General features: G+C 60.0%; 20 protein-coding genes and 1 tRNA gene. 12 read left to right on the top strand and 9 right to left on the bottom strand.

Features of this window, described 5'->3' with window-relative positions:
- Nucleotides 1-22: 22 nt before the first annotated feature.
- The 5 genes from V6W80_RS08130 to V6W80_RS08110 all read left to right on the top strand — a co-directional run bounded on the left by V6W80_RS08130 (nucleotide 23) and on the right by V6W80_RS08110 (nucleotide 5584).
- Entirely contained in the window at nucleotides 23-1291 is a 1269-nt protein-coding gene (locus tag V6W80_RS08130) for a glycosyltransferase (protein ID WP_338546534.1), read from the top strand.
- Entirely contained in the window at nucleotides 1254-2447 is a 1194-nt protein-coding gene (gene crtY, locus V6W80_RS08125) for a lycopene beta-cyclase CrtY (protein ID WP_338546533.1), read from the top strand. The genes V6W80_RS08130 and crtY overlap by 38 nt, the downstream gene beginning before the upstream one ends.
- Complete coding sequence (locus V6W80_RS08120) at nucleotides 2444-3940, top strand: phytoene desaturase (protein ID WP_064308033.1); 1497 nt, start codon at nucleotides 2444-2446, stop codon at nucleotides 3938-3940. The genes crtY and V6W80_RS08120 overlap by 4 nt, the downstream gene beginning before the upstream one ends.
- A gap of 2 nt (nucleotides 3941-3942) precedes the next feature.
- Entirely contained in the window at nucleotides 3943-4878 is a 936-nt protein-coding gene (locus V6W80_RS08115) for a phytoene/squalene synthase family protein (protein ID WP_064308032.1), read from the top strand.
- Between the two features lie 172 nt (nucleotides 4879-5050).
- On the top strand, nucleotides 5051-5584 hold the full coding sequence (locus tag V6W80_RS08110; RefSeq protein WP_064308031.1) for a gluconate 2-dehydrogenase subunit 3 family protein: 534 nt from the start codon (nucleotides 5051-5053) through the stop codon (nucleotides 5582-5584).
- A 39-nt stretch (nucleotides 5585-5623) separates the two neighbouring features.
- On the opposite strand, the gene V6W80_RS08105 is transcribed toward V6W80_RS08110, so the two are convergent.
- The 5 genes from V6W80_RS08105 to V6W80_RS08085 all read right to left on the bottom strand — a co-directional run bounded on the left by V6W80_RS08105 (nucleotide 5624) and on the right by V6W80_RS08085 (nucleotide 9700).
- Complete coding sequence (locus tag V6W80_RS08105; RefSeq protein ID WP_338547385.1) at nucleotides 5624-6103, bottom strand: sterol desaturase family protein; 480 nt, start codon at nucleotides 6101-6103, stop codon at nucleotides 5624-5626.
- Between the two features lie 70 nt (nucleotides 6104-6173).
- Nucleotides 6174-7118, bottom strand: coding sequence for a lipid kinase YegS (gene yegS, locus V6W80_RS08100; RefSeq protein WP_064308030.1), 945 nt, complete (start codon nucleotides 7116-7118; stop codon nucleotides 6174-6176).
- A gap of 126 nt (nucleotides 7119-7244) precedes the next feature.
- Nucleotides 7245-8441: a molybdopterin molybdotransferase MoeA gene (locus V6W80_RS08095; protein WP_338546531.1), complete on the bottom strand. Its 1197-nt coding sequence runs from the start codon at nucleotides 8439-8441 to the stop codon at nucleotides 7245-7247.
- Nucleotides 8438-8977, bottom strand: coding sequence for a molybdenum cofactor biosynthesis protein B (moaB, locus tag V6W80_RS08090; protein WP_338546530.1), 540 nt, complete (start codon nucleotides 8975-8977; stop codon nucleotides 8438-8440). The genes V6W80_RS08095 and moaB overlap by 4 nt, the downstream gene beginning before the upstream one ends.
- 231 nt (nucleotides 8978-9208) lie before the next feature.
- Entirely contained in the window at nucleotides 9209-9700 is a 492-nt protein-coding gene (locus V6W80_RS08085) for a hypothetical protein (RefSeq protein WP_017641818.1), read from the bottom strand.
- Between the two features lie 203 nt (nucleotides 9701-9903).
- Between V6W80_RS08085 and mobA the strand changes: the two genes are divergently transcribed.
- The 3 genes from mobA to V6W80_RS08070 all read left to right on the top strand — a co-directional run bounded on the left by mobA (nucleotide 9904) and on the right by V6W80_RS08070 (nucleotide 11122).
- Nucleotides 9904-10479, top strand: a complete 576-nt coding sequence (mobA, locus tag V6W80_RS08080) for a molybdenum cofactor guanylyltransferase MobA (RefSeq protein WP_338546527.1) — start codon at nucleotides 9904-9906, stop codon at nucleotides 10477-10479.
- A gap of 268 nt (nucleotides 10480-10747) precedes the next feature.
- The gene (locus tag V6W80_RS08075) at nucleotides 10748-10969 is read left to right on the top strand and encodes a YgdI/YgdR family lipoprotein (RefSeq protein ID WP_064308028.1); all 222 of its coding nucleotides are present in this window, start codon (nucleotides 10748-10750) and stop codon (nucleotides 10967-10969) included.
- Nucleotides 10970-11045: 76 nt separating this feature from the next.
- Nucleotides 11046-11122 (top strand) — tRNA-Pro (locus V6W80_RS08070).
- Between the two features lie 138 nt (nucleotides 11123-11260).
- On the opposite strand, the gene V6W80_RS08065 is transcribed toward V6W80_RS08070, so the two are convergent.
- Nucleotides 11261-11446, bottom strand: coding sequence for a hypothetical protein (locus V6W80_RS08065; protein WP_338546525.1), 186 nt, complete (start codon nucleotides 11444-11446; stop codon nucleotides 11261-11263).
- Between the two features lie 550 nt (nucleotides 11447-11996).
- Here V6W80_RS08065 and V6W80_RS08060 point away from each other — a divergent pair.
- The 4 genes from V6W80_RS08060 (at nucleotide 11997) to V6W80_RS08045 (ending at nucleotide 16251) form a co-directional block, all read left to right on the top strand.
- Entirely contained in the window at nucleotides 11997-13172 is a 1176-nt protein-coding gene (locus tag V6W80_RS08060; RefSeq protein WP_338546523.1) for a hypothetical protein, read from the top strand.
- The gene (locus tag V6W80_RS08055) at nucleotides 13169-13759 is read left to right on the top strand and encodes a hypothetical protein (protein ID WP_338546521.1); all 591 of its coding nucleotides are present in this window, start codon (nucleotides 13169-13171) and stop codon (nucleotides 13757-13759) included. Before V6W80_RS08060 ends, V6W80_RS08055 begins: the two co-directional genes overlap by 4 nt.
- A gap of 445 nt (nucleotides 13760-14204) precedes the next feature.
- Nucleotides 14205-15608 (top strand): AAA family ATPase, encoded by a 1404-nt coding sequence (locus V6W80_RS08050; RefSeq protein WP_338546519.1) that lies wholly within the window; start codon nucleotides 14205-14207, stop codon nucleotides 15606-15608.
- Nucleotides 15609-15642: 34 nt separating this feature from the next.
- Entirely contained in the window at nucleotides 15643-16251 is a 609-nt protein-coding gene (locus V6W80_RS08045; RefSeq protein WP_338546517.1) for an HNH endonuclease, read from the top strand.
- Nucleotides 16252-16654: 403 nt separating this feature from the next.
- Here the strand turns inward: V6W80_RS08045 and V6W80_RS08040 are convergent, their stop codons facing one another.
- The 3 genes from V6W80_RS08040 to V6W80_RS08030 all read right to left on the bottom strand — a co-directional run bounded on the left by V6W80_RS08040 (nucleotide 16655) and on the right by V6W80_RS08030 (nucleotide 18462).
- Nucleotides 16655-17275 carry a LysE family translocator gene (locus V6W80_RS08040; protein WP_338546516.1) on the bottom strand — a complete coding sequence of 207 codons (621 nt, stop codon included), beginning with the start codon at nucleotides 17273-17275 and terminating at the stop codon, nucleotides 16655-16657.
- Between the two features lie 105 nt (nucleotides 17276-17380).
- The gene (locus V6W80_RS08035; RefSeq protein WP_064308016.1) at nucleotides 17381-17869 is read right to left on the bottom strand and encodes a hypothetical protein; all 489 of its coding nucleotides are present in this window, start codon (nucleotides 17867-17869) and stop codon (nucleotides 17381-17383) included.
- Nucleotides 17870-18075: 206 nt separating this feature from the next.
- Nucleotides 18076-18462 carry a response regulator gene (locus V6W80_RS08030; RefSeq protein ID WP_338546515.1) on the bottom strand — a complete coding sequence of 129 codons (387 nt, stop codon included), beginning with the start codon at nucleotides 18460-18462 and terminating at the stop codon, nucleotides 18076-18078.
- Nucleotides 18463-18536: the final 74 nt, after the last annotated feature.

The raw sequence follows: 18536 nt of genomic DNA, 5'->3' as shown, positions 1-18536 counted from the left end.
CGACACCCGACCGGACGCCGCCATGCATGTTGCCCTGATCTCGCCGCCGCTGCCGAGCCATTTGTCCACCCATCTGGTGCTGGGCGAGGCGCTGGTCGCCCTTGGCCACCGGGTCACCCTGCTGCACCAGGTGGAGGTGGGCGATAGGACGCTCCCAGCGGGTATCCAGTTTCAGGCAATAGGCGCGACCAGCCATCCACGTGGCAGCCTGGGCCCCTTGCTCGCCCGTACCGCCAGCAGCAAGCCATGGTCGGTGTTCGGGGTGATCGCCGACATGGCACGCAATACCGAATTGTTCTGCCGCGAAGGCCCGACCGTCCTGCGCGACCTGGGTGTCGATTGCCTGATCGCCGACCAGATGGAGCCGGCCGGTGGCCTGCTCGGCGACCACCTGGGTCTGCCCTATGCCTCGCTGGCCTGCGCCGTGCCGATGAATCGCGAGCCCCATCTGCCGCTGCCCACCCTGCCCTTCGCCTATCCCGGCACCGAGCGGGAGCGGCAGATCGTCCAGGGCGCCACCCAGGTGTTCGACCTGATGATGCGTAGCCAGGGCAAGGTCATCCAGCGCCAGGCTCAGGCCTTCGGCCTTGGCGACCGGCGCACCCTCGACGACTGCTTCTCGCCATATCTGCAGTTGAGCCAATGCCTGCCGGGCTTCGACTTTCCGCGCCGCGCGCCGCCACCGCACTTCCACGAGGTCGGGCCGCTGCGCTCGCCGGCAGTGCGTGAGCAACGGCTGGAACTGGAGATCGATCCGCGCCGGCCCTTCGTCTTCGCCTCCTTCGGCACCCTGCAGGGTGGCCGGCTACCGCTGTTCCGCCGCATCGCCCAGGCCTGTCGCCAACTCGATGTCCAGGTGCTGATCGCTCACTGCGGGCGGCTGGACCCCAACGCCGAGCGGCGTCTGCTGGACGATGGCGCTACCTGGGTGACCGACTTCGCGCCCCAGGAAGCGGCCATCGCCCGCGCCGATGCGGTCATCACCCATGGCGGCTTCAATACCGTGCTGGACGCCCTGGCGGCCGGCAAACCCATGCTTGCCCTGCCCATGGTCTTCGACCAGCCCGGCATCGCCCGGCGGTTGGAGCGGGTCGGCGCCGGCATCTGCCTGGCGCCGCGCCTGGCCAGCAAGGCACGCCTCACCCAGGCCCTGGGCGCGGTGCTGGCCGATCCCGGCTATCGCCAGGCAGCCGAGCGGTTCGTGCCCATTACCCAGGCGGCCGGCGGTGTCTCGGCTGCCGCCCGCCTGGTGGATGGCCTGGCCCGAAGAGGGCTCGATCGTGCGTCCTGATCTATTGATCGTCGGCGGCGGCCTGGCCGGTGGCCTGCTCGCCCTGCGCCTGGCGGAGACGCGGCCAGAACTGGACTGGCGCCTGGTAGAAGCCGGCCCACGTCTGGGCGGCAACCACACCTGGTCCTTCCACGAACCGGATCTCACGGCGCCGCAGCATGCCTGGATCGAGCCCCTGATCGCCCATCGCTGGCCGGGCTACGAGGTGCGCTTCCCCAAACGGCAGCGACAGCTCGGCAGCGGCTACGCCAGTATCAGCACCGAACGTTTCCATGAGGTGCTGAGCGCGCGCCTGCCCGCCGAGCGCCTGCTGCTGGGTCGCCAGGTGCTGCGCCTACAGGACGACGGCGTGGTCTTCGCCGATGGCTACACCCTGGCCGCCGGCGCGGTGATCGACGCCCGGGGGCCGCGACCCGATCCGGCGCTCTGGCTGGGCTATCAGAAATTCCTCGGCCAGGAGGTCCGCCTCACCCGCCCCCATGGCCTCACCGAACCCATCGTGATGGACGCCACCGTCGATCAGTTGGACGGCTATCGCTTCGTCTACAGCCTGCCACTGACACCCGACCGGCTGCTGATCGAAGACACCTACTACGCCGACGGCGAAAGCCTGCCGGTCGAACGTCTGCGCCAGCATTTGGCCGACTACGCCCGCCAACAGGACTGGGAAATCGCCGAGGTGCTACGCGAGGAACAGGGCGTGCTGCCCATCACCCTGGGCGGCGATCTCGACCGCTACTGGGACAACGTCGCCGCCGGGGCGCCCATCGGCCTGGCCGCGGGCCTGTTCCACCCCACCACCGGTTACTCGCTGCCGGAGGCGGTGCGTCTGGCGGAGCACCTGGCCGCCCAGCCCTTCACCTCCAGTGCCGTGCTGCGCGACACCCTGCGGCAGTATGCCCAGGGGCGCTGGCGGCAGCAGGGCTTCTTCCGCCTGCTCAATCGCATGCTCTTTCTCGCTGGCCGCCCCGAACACCGGGTACGCGTCATGCAAAGGTTCTACGGCCTCGGCGAACCACTGATCCAGCGGTTCTACGCCGGCCGCCTCACCGCCTTCGATCGCCTGCGTATTCTCTCCGGCAAACCGCCGGTACCGCTGAAACCGGCCCTGGATGCCGCGTTGGCGCGTCCCCCTCAGTTCAAGGAAGCACCATGACCCAAGGTAACGGGCCCAAACGGGCCATCGTCATCGGCGCCGGCTTTGGCGGTATCGCCCTGGCGATCCGCCTGCAGTCGGCCGGCATCGCCACCACCCTCATCGAGGGTCGCGACAAGCCCGGCGGTCGTGCCTATGTCTATGAAGACGCCGGCTTCACCTTCGATGCCGGCCCTACCGTCATCACCGATCCCTCGGCGCTGGAAGAGCTGTTCGCCCTGAGCGGCCGGCGGATGAGCGACTATGTGGAGCTCCTCCCGGTCAGCCCTTTCTACCAACTGTGCTGGGAAGACGGCACCCGCTTCGACTACGTCAACGACCAGGCCCGGCTGGACGAGCAGATCCGTGCCCTGGAACCGGACGACGTGGCTGGCTACCAGCGCTTTCTGGCCTATTCCCAGGCGGTGTTCGAAGAGGGCTACCTCCGTCTCGGCGCCAAGCCCTTCCTCAAGGTCGGCGACATGCTCGCCGCTGGCCCCAAGCTGGCCCAGCTCACCGCCTGGCGCAGCGTCTACACCCAGGTGTCGCGCTTCGTGAAGAGCGAGAAGCTGCGCCAGGCGCTGTCCTTTCACACCCTACTGGTGGGCGGCAATCCCTTCGCCACCTCCTCGATCTATGCGCTGATCCATGCACTGGAGCGCAAGTGGGGCGTCTGGTTCGCCAAGGGCGGTACCCATCAGTTGGTCCTGGGTCTGCTGAAACTCTTTAGCGACCTCGGTGGCGAGCTGCGGCTGAATGCGCCGGTGGAACGCATCCTCACCGAAGGCAATCGCGCCACTGGCGTCTGCCTGGCCGATGGCAGCCAGATCCCGGCCGACCTGGTGGCCTCCAACGCCGACGTGGTGCACACCTATCGCAAGCTGCTCGGTCACCACACCCATGGCGTGGTCGAGAGCAACCGCCTCAAGCGCAAGAGACACAGCATGTCGCTGTTCGTCATCCACTTCGGCCTGAGCCAGCCGCCGGTGGGTCTCGAACACCACATGGTCTGTTTCGGCCAGCGTTATCGCGGTCTGATCGACGAATTGTTCAAGGGCCCGGGCGTCCCGGACGATTTCTCGCTCTACCTGCATTCGCCCTGCGTTACCGACCCCTCGCTGGCGCCACCCGGCCAGAGCGCCCACTACGTGCTGGCGCCGGTGCCTCACCTGGGCAATGCCGACGTCGACTGGAGCGTGGAAGGCCCACGCCTACGCGACAAGATCCTCGCCTATCTGGAAGAGCGCTACATGCCGGGCCTGCGAGCCAATCTGGTCACTTCGCGCATCTTCACTCCAGCCGACTTCCGTCAGGAGCTCAATGCCCACGTCGGCTCGGCCTTCTCCCTGGAGCCCATCCTCACCCAGAGCGCCTGGTTCCGCCCGCACAATCGCGATAAGGTCATTCCCAACCTCTACCTGGTCGGCGCGGGCACCCATCCCGGCGCCGGCGTTCCGGGCGTGGTGGGTTCGGCCAAGGCCACCGCCAGCGTCATCCTCGAGGAGCACGGTTAGCCATGACTGCCACCCATGACGTCGTCGACCACGCCGAGCAGAGCATCGCCGTCGGCTCCAAGAGCTTTGCCGCGGCCGCCAAGCTGTTCGCACCCGAGACCCGCGAGAGCGCCGTGCTGCTCTATGCCTGGTGCCGCCATTGCGACGATGTCATCGACGGCCAGGAACTGGGTCATGGCCAGGTCGAGGGCGACCGCCGTGGCGGTCGGGAACGCCTGGCCGAGCTGGAACGGCTGACCCGCGCCGCCTATGGCGATGAGCTCCTGCAGGATCCGGCCTTCGCCGCCTTCCAGCGAGTGGTCAAGCGCCATGGCATCCCCCTGGCCCTGCCGCTGGACCACCTGGCCGGTTTTCGCATGGACGTCGAGGAGCGCGTCTATGTGGAGCTGGAAGACACCCTGGAGTACTGCTACCACGTCGCCGGCGTGGTCGGGGTGATGATGGCACGCATCATGGGCGCCGAAGACGAGGAGACCCTGGATCGCGCCTGTGACCTGGGCATGGCCTTCCAGCTCACCAACATCGCCCGCGACATCGTCGAGGACGCCCGCATCGGCCGCATCTACCTGCCACGGTTGTGGCTCGACGAGCTCGGCGTACCGGCCGAAGAGCTGGCCGACCCCCGCCATCGCGCGGCGGTCGCCCAATTGGCCGAGCGGCTGGTACGTCTGGCCGAGCCCTACTACGATTCGGCGCGCCAGGGCCTCGCAGCCCTGCCCCTGCGCTCGGCCTGGGCCATCGCCACCGCCCGTGGCGTCTATCGCGAGATCGGCGTGCAGGTGCTGCACCTGGGCGCCCATGCCTGGGACCAACGCGTCAGCACCAGCACCGCCGACAAGCTGCGCCTGGTCTGCCGCGGCGCCGCCCGCGCCATGCTTTCCCGGCACCAGCGCGACGAGCCGCGCCCGGCTATGCTCTGGACCCGGCCGCGCCGCTGACGCCAGCGATTACGCTTCGGTCACATTTGCGTGCATCTCAGGGATGCCCAACAGCAAACTTTTATGCGATAAACGGGTCGGATTAAAGCGACCCCTCGCGGGCCGCGGATGGATGGATGCCTGAGCCAGAGCGCTGCATCCGGTAGTCAGCCTACGAGTATGGGATTTGCACATGCACAAGACGGAAACGGCTGTTTCACACGATCGCTTCGCTGCCTCCTCGTCACTACTTGCCCTTGGCCTTTCCGCTAACGCGCAGTCCGGTTACAAGCCAGAATTCTTCAACGCCACCCAGTGGCGTACCCTGGTCGCCCTGTGCGCTCATCTGCAGGCCGACAGCCAGCAGGCCGATGCCCGCCTTCCCGAATTCATCGATCGCCACATGTTGACCCCCTACGCCCATGGCGACCGCTCCAACATCGTCGATCCCTTCGATGAACAGGCGCAGGTCCAGCAGGGCGCCAATCTGCGCGACCTGCTGCGTGACGGTCTGGCCGTGGTGGATAGCTATTGCACCGAGCGGCTGGGTGCCGGTTTCGCCGAGCTGGCGGCTGGCGAGCAGGCCCAGGTGGTCACCGCCGCCGAAGCGGGGACCCTGAATCCGCCCGCCAAGGAATTCATCGATCTGCTGCGCAACGAGAGCGAGCGCAGCCAGTACGCCCATTCGCTGTTCGCTGCCTACGACGACACCCCCGCCGTCGCCTGACCCCGGTTAGCGCCTCCCAGGAGGCGCTTCCGCTCCCGCCTAGTCCACGCCTTCCTGCACCTGATCCCGGGCCTTGCGCTCACGCGAGGAATCCAGGGCGCCGCCGTGTATCTCACGCAACTGCTGTTTGAGCCGCTGGGTGGTTGGCGCCAGCAGGAAGCCGAAGGATACGCAGCCGTCCTTGCCGTCCACCGCATGGTGCATGCGGTGCGCCTGATAGAGCCGCTTCAGATAGCCAGTGCGCGGCACGTAGCGGAACGGCCAACGCTGGTGCACCAGCCCATCGTGGGCGATGAAATACAGCAGGCCGTAGAGGGTCATGCCGGCCCCTATCCACTGCAGGCGCCAGTAACCGGCATTGCCCAGGGCGATCAGCAGGATGGCGAGGCCAGCGAAAACGACCGCATAGAGATCGTTCTTCTCGAACCAGCCCGTGCGTGGGCGGTGGTGGGATTCATGCCAGCCCCATCCCCAGCCGTGCATGATGTACTTGTGCGACCACCAGGCGAAGACTTCCATGCCAGCCACCGTGGCCAGCACGATTCCCGCATTGATCAGTAGCTCCAACGTTACCTCCGCACCCACCTGCTCAGGACGTCGCCACCGGCTCGGCCAGGGAGCCGGCGGTCTCGCCCAGCAGGGGCGAATCCACTGGTAGATAGACCTGCAGGATACCCGGACGCACCTCGAATCTCACCCGGTCGCGCTTGACCGGTTCGCCATCGAGGTTCATGTCCAGACCTTCGGCGGCTTCCAGCTCAACCCAAGGCAGGCGCGCGCGGATAAACATCTCTTCGGTGCTGAAGCCCTTGCTGAGGAATTCGCCAAGGGTACCGAGCACGTCCTGGGACGCCGGCAGGATGCCCACGTCGAGCAGGCCATCGTTGACCACGGCGGTGGGACAGAGCACATGGCCACCGCCCGCCTGACGACCATTGCCGATGCCCAGGGCGAGGAATTCACCCTCCCACTCGAAACCCGGCCCGCGGAAATGGCCGTGCGCCGAATGCACCTCGGCGAAGCGGGTCAGGCCGGTGAGCAGATAGGCCGCCCCGCCCAGCAGGCGCTTGAGTTCACCCGGGGTGTTGGCGGTGACCTGGGAGCCGAAGCCACCGGTGGCCATGTTGAGGAACAGTTGACCATCCGCCGCGACCAGGTCGATGGCGCTGGTCGGGCCGTCCAGCAGCGCCAGGGCCGCCGCGGGTTCTACCGGCACCCCCGCTGCGCGGGCGAAGTCGTTGGCGGTGCCCAGCGGCAGCAGGCCGAGGCGTGCCTGGCTGTGGTTCTGGGCCATGGCTTCGGCCACCGCGCGCAGGGTGCCGTCGCCACCGGCCGCAACCAGGGTGCCATAGCCTTCGCGGGTCGCCTGCTCGACGAAGCGCGCCGCATCGTCTTCTTCCCAGGTTACCCGCACATCGATGCGATGACCGGCGGCACGCCGTTCGAGAATGGCCTCTCGAACGTCCTCGTTACCGGTTTCCTTGCCATTGAGAATGACCAGGGCTGCGTCAGCCAGGGTGCCTGTCGTCGTCATGTCTGTCGTCCAAGGTTGGCGCTGCGCGGCGAGATGCCGCGTCAGGTACCGGGCAGAGCCCGGCGTGCGATTCTGGAGACTAGGACTGTGGCCCAACGGCCACGTTCAGTCCTGACGATCGGTTGGCTACGCCTTGAGCAATTCCGCGAGGGGAATGAAGCGCACCAAGTCACCGACGGCGAAGGTGCGGTCCTCGCGGATCTCCACCAGACCATGGGCCCAGACCGCGGTTTGCAGCACATTGGAACCCTGGTTGCGATGGGGCACCGCCCGGCCATTCTCCAGGCGCGCGCGCTGGTATTCACGGCGCGCCCCGGCTCGCGGCCAGTCGAAACCCGCCGGTACCTCGACGCTCAGCGGCGCCACGTCGATCTTGCCGGCCCGGCGCAGCAGATAGGGCCGCGCCAGCAGGCCGAAGGTCACCAGGGTCGAGGCGGGATTGCCCGGCAGGCCGATCAGCGGGATACCGCGGAAACGCCCACAGGTCAGCGGCTTGCCCGGCTTGAGCGCCAGCTTCCACAGGGTCAGCTCGCCCTCTTCGCGCAGTGCCTGGCCCAGATAGTCGGCCTCCCCCACCGAGACGCCGCCGGTGGACAGGATCAGATCGGCCTGCAGCGCGCCGAGCCGCTGGCGGGTCTCGGCGAGGTCGTCCGGCAGGATGCCCTGGTCCGAGACCTCGCAGCCCAGCCGCCGCAGCCAGCTGATGAGCAGGGCACGATTGCTGTTGTAGATCTGCCCCGGCCCCAGCGGCTGCCCGGGCGCCACGAGTTCATCGCCGGTGGATAGGACTGCTACCTTGGGGCGGCGAAAGACGTCCAGCCGGGCACGCCCGAGGGACGCCGCGACGCCCAGTTCCACCGGGCCCAGGGCAGTACCGGCCGACAGGACCTCGTCCCCCACCTTGACCTCATTGCCGCGGCGGCGGATGTTGCGCCCCGCTCGCAGTTGCTCGACGAAGCGGACCCGACCGTCGTCCAGCACCTCGGTGTTCTCCTGCATTTCCACGCAGTCGGCACCCGCCGGCACCGGCGCGCCGGTAAAGATGCGCGCACAGGTGCCTGGCTCCAGCGGCGCCGGTGCCTGGCCGGCGAAGATACGTTGGGAAACCCGCAGCGGCTCGCCCTGCCAGTCATCCAGGCGCAAGGCATAGCCGTCCATGGCACTGTTGTCCCAGGGCGGCAGGTCCAGGTCGGCGATCAGCGGAGCGGCCAGGATGCGCCCGTCGGCGTCTTCCAGGGCGACGCGCTCCTGGGGCAAGGGACCGTCTTCGGCGGCCATGGCCAGCAACCGCGCCAGGGCCTCTTCCAGCGATAGCAGGCTCATCCGCGCGGCCCGCAGGGTTCGGCCTGCTTCAGATGCGGCACGAAGTTGCAGGGGCGATGACGGTTGTCCAGCTGCTCGGCGAGGATGCCGTCCCAGGCGGTGCGGCAGGCATTGGTCGAACCGGGCAGGCAGCAGACCAGGGTGCCGTTGGCCAGACCGGCCAGGGCACGGGACTGCACGGTGGAGGTGCCGATGTCGGCCACGGAGATCTGGCGGAACAGCTCGCCGAAGCCGTCCACCTGCTTGTCCAGCAGGCAGGCCACGGCTTCCGGGGTGCTGTCGCGACCGGTGAAGCCGGTGCCGCCGGTGATGAGCACCACCTGCACCTGCTCTTCGGCGATCCAGTGGGCGACCTGGGCGCGGATCCGGTAGAGGTCATCCTTGAGCAGCACGCGGTCGGCGAGGAAGTGGCCGGCGGCCTGCAGGCGGTCGACGAACAGCTGACCCGAGGTATCGGTCTCGAAGGTGCGGGTGTCACTGACCGTGAGGACGGCAACGTTCAGCGGTACGAAAACCGCCTCGGCTTTATGGCTCATCTGCTTGGGTTTCCGAAGAGTGCGAAAGAAAGGGTGCAGCGGAAGACCGCTGGACGGGCAGCGGGTTTCCCGTGGGTGAGGTGACCAGGGGTGGCCAGGAGGCGAGCGCTCCGGCAGGGAGGCTCGCTGTCGGCCACCAGGGTCAGGGAAGACATCCGCGCGGGCTGCATAGCGACAGCCTAGAGGAAAAGCCGACGCGCCTTCAACCCGCAGGGGCGCGACCGGCCATGGCTAGCGCTGGCGCTGTTCGCCCTCGGCATGGCTGTCCCACTTGATGGGGCGCGGATCGGCGATGTCGTTGGCGTCCTGGCTGAAGCGACCATATTGCGGCGCGATATCCGGATCCTCTTCCCAGGTTGCCTGCTGGGTGAAGGTGCCGGCCTTGCGATCGAAGGTGAGGAAGTGCCGGGCCGTCTTGCCACCCCAGTCCGCGGATGGCAGCGAGATGAAATCCACCTGGTACTTATCGTCGGTCAGTTGGCCATGCACCACGTAGACGCCATAGTGCTCCTCGCCCGGCGAGATGATCTTGTAGACGCCATTGCTGTAGTAATAGAGGGTGGCGTCGGGATAGGGCTTCTTCTCGTAGAGCTTTTCGTAGAACAGCTTCTGCCGGATGGTCGGCTTGCCGAAGGTGACCTTGATCGAGGGCGGTTCGCCACCGCCCGCGCCAAAGGCGGGCAAGGCCGCCAGGGCCAGGGCGGAAAGCAGCATCGTCTTCATCGTTTCCAAACTCCTTCTGGGCAGGGACTCCCCTCCACCAGGCGGAGAGGATCAAAGGTGTCTAGTACGCCCCTTTGCAGGGCACACCCGAGTCTAGCCCAGGGCTCCTACCCGAACAAACCCCGCCAGCGCCGGCAGCCAGGGCTGAAACCGGGCTAGGATGGGCGCCCGCTTCCCACGTCCTGACACTCGAGGTCTTCTGCATGTCCCTCCTGCCCGCTTCCATCCTGATCCTTGCCGGCGGGCGCGGCCAACGCATGGGCGGGCGCGACAAGGGCCTGGTGGAATGGCAGGGCCAGCCACTGGTGGCCCAGGTACAGGCGGCGGTGCGAACGCTGACCGATGACCTGGTGATCTCCTGCAACCGCAACGCGCCGCGCTATGCTCAATGGGCCGACCAACTAGTGGCCGATGACCAGCCGGACTTTCCCGGCCCCCTGGCCGGCATCCTCGCCGGCCTCGCCGTGGCGCGGCATGACTGGGTGCTGCTGCTGCCCTGCGATGCGCCCCGTATCGATACCGCCCTCGCCCGGCAGCTGCTGACCGCGGCCCAGGCGAGCGACGGCCCGGTGATGGCGCGCCAGGGCGGCTACTGGCAACCGCTGTTCAGCGCCCTGCCCCGGCGCCTGCTGCCGGCGCTACGTCAGGCCTGGGCAGGCGGCGAGCGCAGTCCGCGTGGGGCCCTGCTGACGCTGGGCCTGACCGCCGTGGATTTCGCCGAAGACGATATCCGCCTGGCCAACTTCAACGATCCCGCGGCGCTGGAAAGCGCGCTCTGACCCTAGGTTCTGTACGAAAAGTCGCTGAGCGAAGGTCAGGCGAGGCGAAAAAGGCTGAGGAAGCGGATCGGACTCGCGCTCGAGTTTACGAGCGGTAAATGAGCATTCCGAAGCCTTTTTCAACGAAGCATCACCGAGCGCAGGCACTTTTCGTACAGAACCTAGCGACCCATCGAGCCAGAGGGTGTGACCCGCCGGTTCCCGGACGAACTTGACCCCGCGCCAGCGGTCCTAAGGCCGCTTGGTTGCCAAGAAAGGAGACCGTCACATGAACAAGCACCTGTTCCCCGCCGCCCTGTTGGTCGTCGCCAGCACCCTGCTCGCCGGCTGCTCCACGCCCAGCGTCATCACCCTCAACGATGGCCGCGAGATCCAGGCCACCGACACGCCGAAGTACGATGACGACTCGGGCTTCTATACCTTCAAGCAGCTCGACGGCAAGCCGACCCGCATCAACAAGGACCAGGTTCGCACCATCAAGGAGCTCTGATTCCTGCCCGGCGCGATTTTTTTACCTAACCCCTTGTGCTTGCATGAGTTTTAGGTAGAATGCGCGCCATCCATTACGGAGCGTAGCGCAGCTTGGTAGCGCGTCTCGTTCGGGACGAGAAGGTCGCTGGTTCGAATCCAGTCGCTCCGACCAATCTGATCCGCCAGGATCACCCCAAGGCCCGCCTAGTGCGGGCTTTGTTGTTTCTGGGGTTTGGCTATTTACCTCGGTAGCGCTGTTCGTTTTCTCTAGCGCTACTACTTGCCGTACGGCGATACCTCAAGCATGACCTTAGGCACGCGTATGGCCGAGGCGCCAATAAGCGGCGAGCCGGCTACGCGAATCGCATTCGAGCAGACGTTGCAGGCGCTTGACCTCACGGCCGAAGAACTGACGGGGCGGGCAACCAATGTCCTCGCGCTGAACCGCCAGCGGGCCGAAGCCCAGGCGCTGCTTGCACAGCAAAGCCAGCAGCACAGCGCCTAGCTCTTCCTGGCCAGCGACAGGCCGCCTACGGGCGGCCTTTTCGTGTCCCGCCGCCAAGGCCCGCATCGACGCGCTACGCGCCTTGCAGGGAGTCTGATCAGGTCAGACCCCCTGCCCGCTGGATGCAGAGCTGCCCCTGTGGAGCGTCACAGGCTGCGGAGCCGACTGACTGCACCGATCACCCTACCCTGGCCAGCGAAAGGCCGACGGCGGACGGCGTGGAGGTGTGCGGGCACCCGGTCCCACACCTCGGCCGCCAAGGGCCGCGCCGAAGGGCTCTGCACCCGGCGCGCGCCGTTGTCCCCCCGCCACACCTGCGGGCTAGATGTGTCGGTTTTTCTGCACCCCTGCAGTAAGCCCAAACCCGCCCCCTTCCTATCTTCTGTAAGGACATATAACCTGGCAAAAACCCTGCGGATCCCTGCACCATCGGGCAAAACAGGGTTAGCTCAATAGTGCAGGGCTTCCAGTTGCAGCCAAGGCAGGTTTAACAGCCGGAAGCAGGATCGAAACAAAAGGTCACTATCACAATGGAAGTGCGATGAAATTATCTGACATAAAAATCGCGTATCGCGACCACTCGCAAAATATCTGGCTCGTCAGGGCGACAGGTGGTCGATATGTTAGACATTTCCGAAATGGGTCCGTCATTACAGTCAGTCATCTTGATGAGTTTTATAATCATATTGATGAGCTTGATAATGCAATACCATCAGAAGCAACAATAAAATCTCTAATTCTTAAAAATCCAAAGTACAGAGAAAAGAATTCGCCGACGCGAAAGCTTAATCAGTCCGGCGTGACCAAACTTCAGCAAATTACAACCTTCATAAACAAGATTAAGAAGGGCGACCTTATCGTCTCAGTAGACGATATGAACGTCTCTATTGGCATCTGCCAGTCGTCAAAAGCAAAATTTAGCTCTCGACCGATAAAATCTTCGTCAGCGGCCAAAAAGAATCACTCAACTCTGAATCACAGATTAAGAAAAAAGGTGAACTGGGGGCCGTTAGTAAAAAGGGAAAATCTTTCCTCATCCCTAAAGAAGTCGCTTCAGTCGCCAAAAACGATAGTCAGCCTGAATGATCATTGGCAGTCCATTTATAGTCTGCTATACCCCTTTTTCTTTGATGATAAGAATATTTATTTTTCGCACAAAATTGAAACCAAAAGCGACATCAATAGCAAGCTGATCGCAAAGTTATTTGACAACCTATCAAACAATCAGTTGATAGCAGAAAGAATTCTAGACCAAACGCTAGACCAAGATTTCATTGACCTCCTGATAAAGGATCAAATAGATTGGGAAGAATTCAGTCTAACATCAAAAGCTGAATTTATGTCTCCAGGAGTTATCTTTAATAAACTCCCCATCCCAGACCATTACAACAAAAACCTAGCAATAGCCATTATAACCACTCTTATGCTCATAAATTCTGGACAGATAAGTGCGGAGGAAGCCGTCAGTCAGATATCACAGAGCGCCTCAATATCTCCCACATCTGTAATTGATGAGCGCTACAAACGAATGGATGGAAACGCCAATATTGCCAGGCTAGCAAGCGAGCTGATGAAAGAAAAAGAAAGCGAGCTTGAGGAGATATCAAAATTACAAAAAGCTGATCAAATTAAGAAGAAGCTTAAGATATCTATACCCAAACATAATACTGACGAACTCGAAGGAACTATAGGCATCAAGGCGATAGGAATAAAATGAAAACGAATATTATCGACCTCGCGGGAGGCACATTTGTAATATCCGCCGCCTCATATGCAACAGGCATTGCCTTTTTCAATTCTTACTATAGGAAGCTAAACCTAGACCCTAACCTTCTAACCATTCCCACGGAAAGGATTTTTCTCGAAGGCGGAAGAACCCTATTAAACGCCACTTTCTGGCCCATACTCATATTATTTGTAGCAATTTTTATTGGTCACATCCTATTTTCTTCTAGCTTGAAAGCAATTTTAGAAAAGGCGTCTCGCAACAAATTTTTTGCCCACCTGTACCGATCAGCCAGATTCACGCTCGAAAAAACTAGCTGGTGTACAGCATACATAATACTAGCGGTAATTTTTTCTTATAGCTTCAACAAAGCTATAAAAGAAGGCGAGATGCTTGCATCGCATTACCAATGTTTATCCACGACAATAGCTATTGCAAATAGTCCGAGCCTGACGGGATGCGCACTATTCAAGAGCGAAACAGAAATATGGATTTTTGTAGAAGACAAAGGGAAAAGATCAATAAAAAGCATACCTGTCGAAAAATACGACAGCATTAGTACGAAAGCAAATTACTAACTATAGCCACGATCATACACCAGAGGCGCTTACTGAACCGGCTAAGATTGACCAATAATCCTAAGACGAATAAATATAAGTTCAAAAATTACTAGACTATTTGATGAGATAGATTTCTCTAACCCTATTTAAAAGAAAATTTCCATTAAAAACTTTAATCTTCGGCATTGCCAATGCTTGAGCCTGACGAGATGCCTTTTGCCGCAATGCTGTAGTAGCAGAAATCCCATACATGGCGCGACCTAAACTGTAGTATTAGCAGCGACGATAGGTCCGCAAAACCTAGTATGACTCTTAAAACTTGGCAGCTCCTCAGCGAATAGAGAAAAGCCTGCATGGTGATGCTTCCCTTATAAATTCCGAACGCGGACATCCATTCTCGCCTATGTCTAGCGGTTTTAAAAAACCGTTTAGGACCCAAAGCTTTGTATAAGAAGGAAATAAAATGGGACGCATTATCGAATTCCCTTTTGAAGACAGATACGTACCTCTCGCACAAAACAGCCTATTTCAAGATGAAAATTGTTTTTCAATAATAATAGGAAGAAATGGAACAGGCAAAAGCAGGCTTTTGAGCGATATAGTTTCCAACTACTCAAAAATGATTGACGAAAAAAACAATTATTTTTTTGGTGCTAACGGTTTTATTCCAGCGAAGATACTAGCTGTATCGACCAGCCCCTTTGATAAATTTCCCAGCGTGCCTAGGAGTAAGACAACTAGCTTTCGCTCAATTTATTCATATATAGGAATGCGCAGCTCCGGCATGTATGCAACGAATGCCATGGCGTTAATGTCGTCAACCACAAAAGGACTTATAAATAAGTATTTAGAATCCGAAAGGCATGAAAACTTAAACGAGATATTCAGACTACTTAAGATCGAAGCGAAGCTAAGCTTTGTGTTTAAGCTGAACATCAATAGAAAGATTGCTATAAAGGACCCTAATAATCCAGAGCAGAAGTATTTTGTTGACTACGAAGATGTAGGAATATCACTCACTGATCGGCGCGGTAACGCGATAGATGATAGCTTTGAAGAAATCCTTGAAGATCGTATATTCGAAAGCTTTAGGTCTTTATCGCAAGAAGTAAAAAATGACATAGCTTACGCATTGAATTATACGATGGAGAGGCTTGACACGAAGAGGGATAGCTTATTCAAACTAGACTTTGATTATATAAGCAAATACCGCGAAGGATTTATCGACAAGCATTTCGCAACGGCGGTCCTAACTCTATTAAACCATAACATAGTTAAGCTATTCGACTTGAAAATATGGAAGAAGCACGAGTCTGGGGACACACAAGAGCTATCACTTAGGCGAGCAAGCTCGGGCGAGCAGTGTATGCTCGTGATGACACTAGGCATTGCCGGTCAAATAGAGCATAGATCGCTAATACTGATAGACGAGCCAGAGATAAGCTTACATCCCGCATGGCAAGAGCGGTTCATCAAAACACTAACAACCGTCTTTTCGCAATACAAAGAATGCCACTTTATTATTGCAACACATTCCCCTCAAATTATCTCAAGGCTATCTACCGAAAACTGCTTTATAACAGTAATAGATGAAAATAAGCTTCATAGAGCTAATGATTACCTTGAAAAGTCTGCAGACTTTCAGCTAGCCGAGCTTTTCGATGCACCCGGCATCATGAACGAATATATTACAAGGCTAGCATTTTCTTTACTCACCAAAGTTAGATCAGAGAGAACTTTAACTGATCAAGCAAAGGCTGAGATGAAAAAGTTACAAACAATGCAGGGTAAGCTAGAAGAAACAGATCCTAATTTCGAACTAATCAATACCGTTGTTGATGTGTGCCAATATTATGCCACTAATTAATAAGCACTACGTCCCAGACGACGATGACAAAAAAATGATCGACCAGGTAGTGACACAAGCTAGATTTAGCTATAAAGACTGGTCAAAAGACGAACTCATGTCTCTAAGAAGTAAGGTGAGAGAATTTTATAGAATCGAGCAAAAGGGAGTATGCCCTTATTGCAAAGGCCCTATTTCGATATCAGCTGCTGGAAACGCTACGATTGAACATATACTGCCAAAATCGAAACACATCGCCTTCCTTTTTGAACCTAAGAACCTATGCGTAATATGTGCAGACTGCAACCTTGCAAAAAACGATAAATCCGTTATAAATGAAGAGGAAACGGAAACACTTAATGGTATCGCAGCACAGTACCCAAGGGCCTCTGACCGCTTCAAAATTGTACATCCTTCAATAGACGAATATGACGACCATATAGAAATACATCGAAACAAAGTCTATTCTGATAAAACCGATAAAGGCGGTTTTACAATCCAAGTTTGTAAACTAAACCGATATACCAGAAAGTTTGGATATGAGCCTGAAGCCCTGTCAGACTACGCACTATTTGAGCAATTGAAAAAATTCAAGGAAGGTACTGACCTAGACCGTGACGAGGTAATGAAAAAACTTCGGGAACTAATTCCAAGCCCTAGCTGAATAGAAGACTTTTTAGACATAAAATTTATCTAATTATACATATGACACACATTGTGACTTTATGTCAGCCACCCTATAAGTTCCAAATGCGGAACGAAGGAAAGCAGCTTGCAGGTCAGCAGTGTTTAAACGGCCGCGAGCGCTCACCGGCAGCTTCATTACTAAAGACGGACGCTTTGCAGATCTATGTCGTATGCTGCTATCGATCCGTGTATGCCTACGTGTATGCCTGAAGGCTACGAACGCAAGAAAACCTACTCCTAGAGCCGGCTACAGCGAATTGTATTGACGTAGTCGCTCGACCAATTTGATCCGCAAGGATCACCCCAAGGCCCGCCTAGTGCGGGCTTTGTCTTTTCTGCGGTTTGGCTTTGGCGCCCAAAAGGAGCGCCACCCTCCCCCTCTATCGCCGACTCAACGCCAGCTTCGCCGCGAACAGCAGAAAGACCACGCCCGTCACCCGATCCAACCAGCGGATCACTGCAGCCTTGCGCAAGGTCTCGCCCAGGGTGCGGGTGGCGCCGATCAGGGTCAGGGACCAGAGCAGGCTCAGCAGTACATGGATGGCGACCAGGCCGAAGGTCCAGGCGATCAGGGGTTGGCCCTGGGGGATGAACTGGGGCAGGAAGGACACATAGAAGATGCCGATCTTGGGATTGAGGACATTGCCGAGCAGGCCTCTGAGAAACCAGTTGGAGGCCGTGCCGCCCTCGCCTGTCGTGGGTGCGAGGGCGGTACGGGGGCGCAGCAGCAGGTTGAGGGCGAGCCAGCAGAGGTAGGCGGCGCCGCAATACTTGAGCAGCGTATAGGCCAGTTCCGAGACCGCCAGCAACGCGCCCAGGCCAAAGGCCACGGCGGCGCCCCAGAGCAGGCAGCCGGCATTGATCCCCAGGGCCGCGCGCCAGGCCTGGGCGCGGCCTTCGACCGCGGCGGTGCGCAGGATCAGGGCGGTATCCAGGCCAGGGGTGAGGGTAAGCAGGGAGGCGGCCAGGGTGAAGGCCAGTAGGTTGTCGGCGAGGGGCATAGCGGGACCTGTTGCGGCGTGTGGCTCGCAACGGTAGCACGCGCCAGGACGGCGATCAGCCTGCCCCTGTATCGCGAGGCCGCCCGCAGGCGGCCATGACGAGGCTCAGCCAGCGGCGCGGAAGGCCGGTTCCTGGTCGGCGATGTAGCGGGCGGCAGCGCGGCGGGCTTCCAGTTCGAAGGCCTGGGGGTGGCGATCGACGATGCGCTCCAGGGTGCCACGGGGAATGCCATCGGCTTCGAAGTCGGTACGGCATTGCAGGGCGCCGGCGTGGCAGACGTTGCGCTCGACGGCTTCGATCAGGCCTCCGGCGCGCAGGCTCTTGACGATGTTGTGGGGCAGACGGCGACTGCGGCGCAGGGCGGCCGTGGCCGTGGCCAGAACGTCGAGAACCTCGTTTTCCACCGGGCTGAAGGGACCGTTGCCAAGCTTGCCCTTCTGCAGCAGATAACGACGGGAGAGCAGATTGCCTTGGCGTTCGAGGGCCTCTCTGGCCGCTAGGTCGAGGCGACCGCGGCTTTCCAGGCTGCGCTCCAGCGCGATGAGAAATTCCCAATCGGTGATCTGAGAAATCTGGGTGATGACTGCGTCCATGAAGCGCTCCTTGCCAGTCGGGAATAGATGGCACATTGATAGCGTTCGGCGTATTTGGTTCCCTGCCAAAGGGGCTTGCCGACGGACGTCATATCATTTGGCCAGTGCCGCCGTAGTCGTGCCGACGAACGTCTTTTTTCCGGGCACCAACGGTGGGATCACTGATGTGGGTCAAGGGCGATTGGGAAGTCGGCAGGCAGGGGGCGCTAGCGGCGCGGCAGCAGGTTTTCGACCAGCTGGCTGAGGTCGGCGACACTCCAGGGCTTGGGCAGGAAGGCCGCGCGACGCGGCAGGATGGCGAGGTCCTGGTCGATGTAGCCGGAGATGATGATGAAGGGCACCGTGGGCCAACTGACGGCGGCCAGCTGGGCGAAGGCCAGGCCGTCCAGCATGCCTGGCACGTTGACGTCGGCGATGACCAGCTTGGTATCGCTGCCGCGGGCGTCCATGTGCGCCAGGGCCTCGTCGCTGGAAACCACCGCCACGACATCCAGTCCCTGTTCGGTCAGGATTTCGGTCAGCAGCTCGCGCTGCCCCGGATCGTCTTCCAGAACAAGAATTTGTCTTTGTATATCAAGGCTTCTCGGCTTCATGGCAGCTCAGACATCGGATGCCGGAGAGGTTCTCCGCAAACTTACCTAACGGTCACCTGAGAGAGGTGAGCGGT

The sequence above is a fragment of the Pseudomonas benzopyrenica genome, from assembly GCF_036884265.1.
Taxonomy (GTDB): domain Bacteria; phylum Pseudomonadota; class Gammaproteobacteria; order Pseudomonadales; family Pseudomonadaceae; genus Chryseomonas; species Chryseomonas benzopyrenica.
Note: the sequence above shows the minus strand (reverse complement) of the source record. Positions and strands in the feature narration are given on the sequence as shown.

Bases quoted from the DNA above. Each gene is read 5' to 3' on its own strand.
- crtY (WP_338546533.1), top strand. From the start codon at position 1,254: ATGGCCTGGCCCGAAGAGGGCTCGATCGTGCGTCCTGATCTATTGATC.
- V6W80_RS08085 (WP_017641818.1), bottom strand. From the start codon at position 9,700: ATGAAGACGATGCTGCTTTCCGCCCTGGCCCTGGCGGCCTTGCCCGCC.
- V6W80_RS08045 (WP_338546517.1), top strand. From the start codon at position 15,643: ATGATCGACCAGGTAGTGACACAAGCTAGATTTAGCTATAAAGACTGG.
- V6W80_RS08110 (WP_064308031.1), top strand. From the start codon at position 5,051: ATGCACAAGACGGAAACGGCTGTTTCACACGATCGCTTCGCTGCCTCC.
- V6W80_RS08115 (WP_064308032.1), top strand. From the start codon at position 3,943: ATGACTGCCACCCATGACGTCGTCGACCACGCCGAGCAGAGCATCGCC.
- V6W80_RS08035 (WP_064308016.1), bottom strand. From the start codon at position 17,869: ATGGACGCAGTCATCACCCAGATTTCTCAGATCACCGATTGGGAATTT.
- yegS (WP_064308030.1), bottom strand. From the start codon at position 7,118: ATGACGACGACAGGCACCCTGGCTGACGCAGCCCTGGTCATTCTCAAT.
- V6W80_RS08120 (WP_064308033.1), top strand. From the start codon at position 2,444: ATGACCCAAGGTAACGGGCCCAAACGGGCCATCGTCATCGGCGCCGGC.
- V6W80_RS08130 (WP_338546534.1), top strand. From the start codon at position 23: ATGCATGTTGCCCTGATCTCGCCGCCGCTGCCGAGCCATTTGTCCACC.
- V6W80_RS08105 (WP_338547385.1), bottom strand. From the start codon at position 6,103: ATGGAAGTCTTCGCCTGGTGGTCGCACAAGTACATCATGCACGGCTGG.
- V6W80_RS08075 (WP_064308028.1), top strand. From the start codon at position 10,748: ATGAACAAGCACCTGTTCCCCGCCGCCCTGTTGGTCGTCGCCAGCACC.
- mobA (WP_338546527.1), top strand. From the start codon at position 9,904: ATGTCCCTCCTGCCCGCTTCCATCCTGATCCTTGCCGGCGGGCGCGGC.
- V6W80_RS08055 (WP_338546521.1), top strand. From the start codon at position 13,169: ATGAAAACGAATATTATCGACCTCGCGGGAGGCACATTTGTAATATCC.
- V6W80_RS08050 (WP_338546519.1), top strand. From the start codon at position 14,205: ATGGGACGCATTATCGAATTCCCTTTTGAAGACAGATACGTACCTCTC.
- V6W80_RS08095 (WP_338546531.1), bottom strand. From the start codon at position 8,441: ATGAGCCTGCTATCGCTGGAAGAGGCCCTGGCGCGGTTGCTGGCCATG.
- moaB (WP_338546530.1), bottom strand. From the start codon at position 8,977: ATGAGCCATAAAGCCGAGGCGGTTTTCGTACCGCTGAACGTTGCCGTC.
- V6W80_RS08060 (WP_338546523.1), top strand. From the start codon at position 11,997: ATGAAATTATCTGACATAAAAATCGCGTATCGCGACCACTCGCAAAAT.
- V6W80_RS08040 (WP_338546516.1), bottom strand. From the start codon at position 17,275: ATGCCCCTCGCCGACAACCTACTGGCCTTCACCCTGGCCGCCTCCCTG.
- V6W80_RS08030 (WP_338546515.1), bottom strand. From the start codon at position 18,462: ATGAAGCCGAGAAGCCTTGATATACAAAGACAAATTCTTGTTCTGGAA.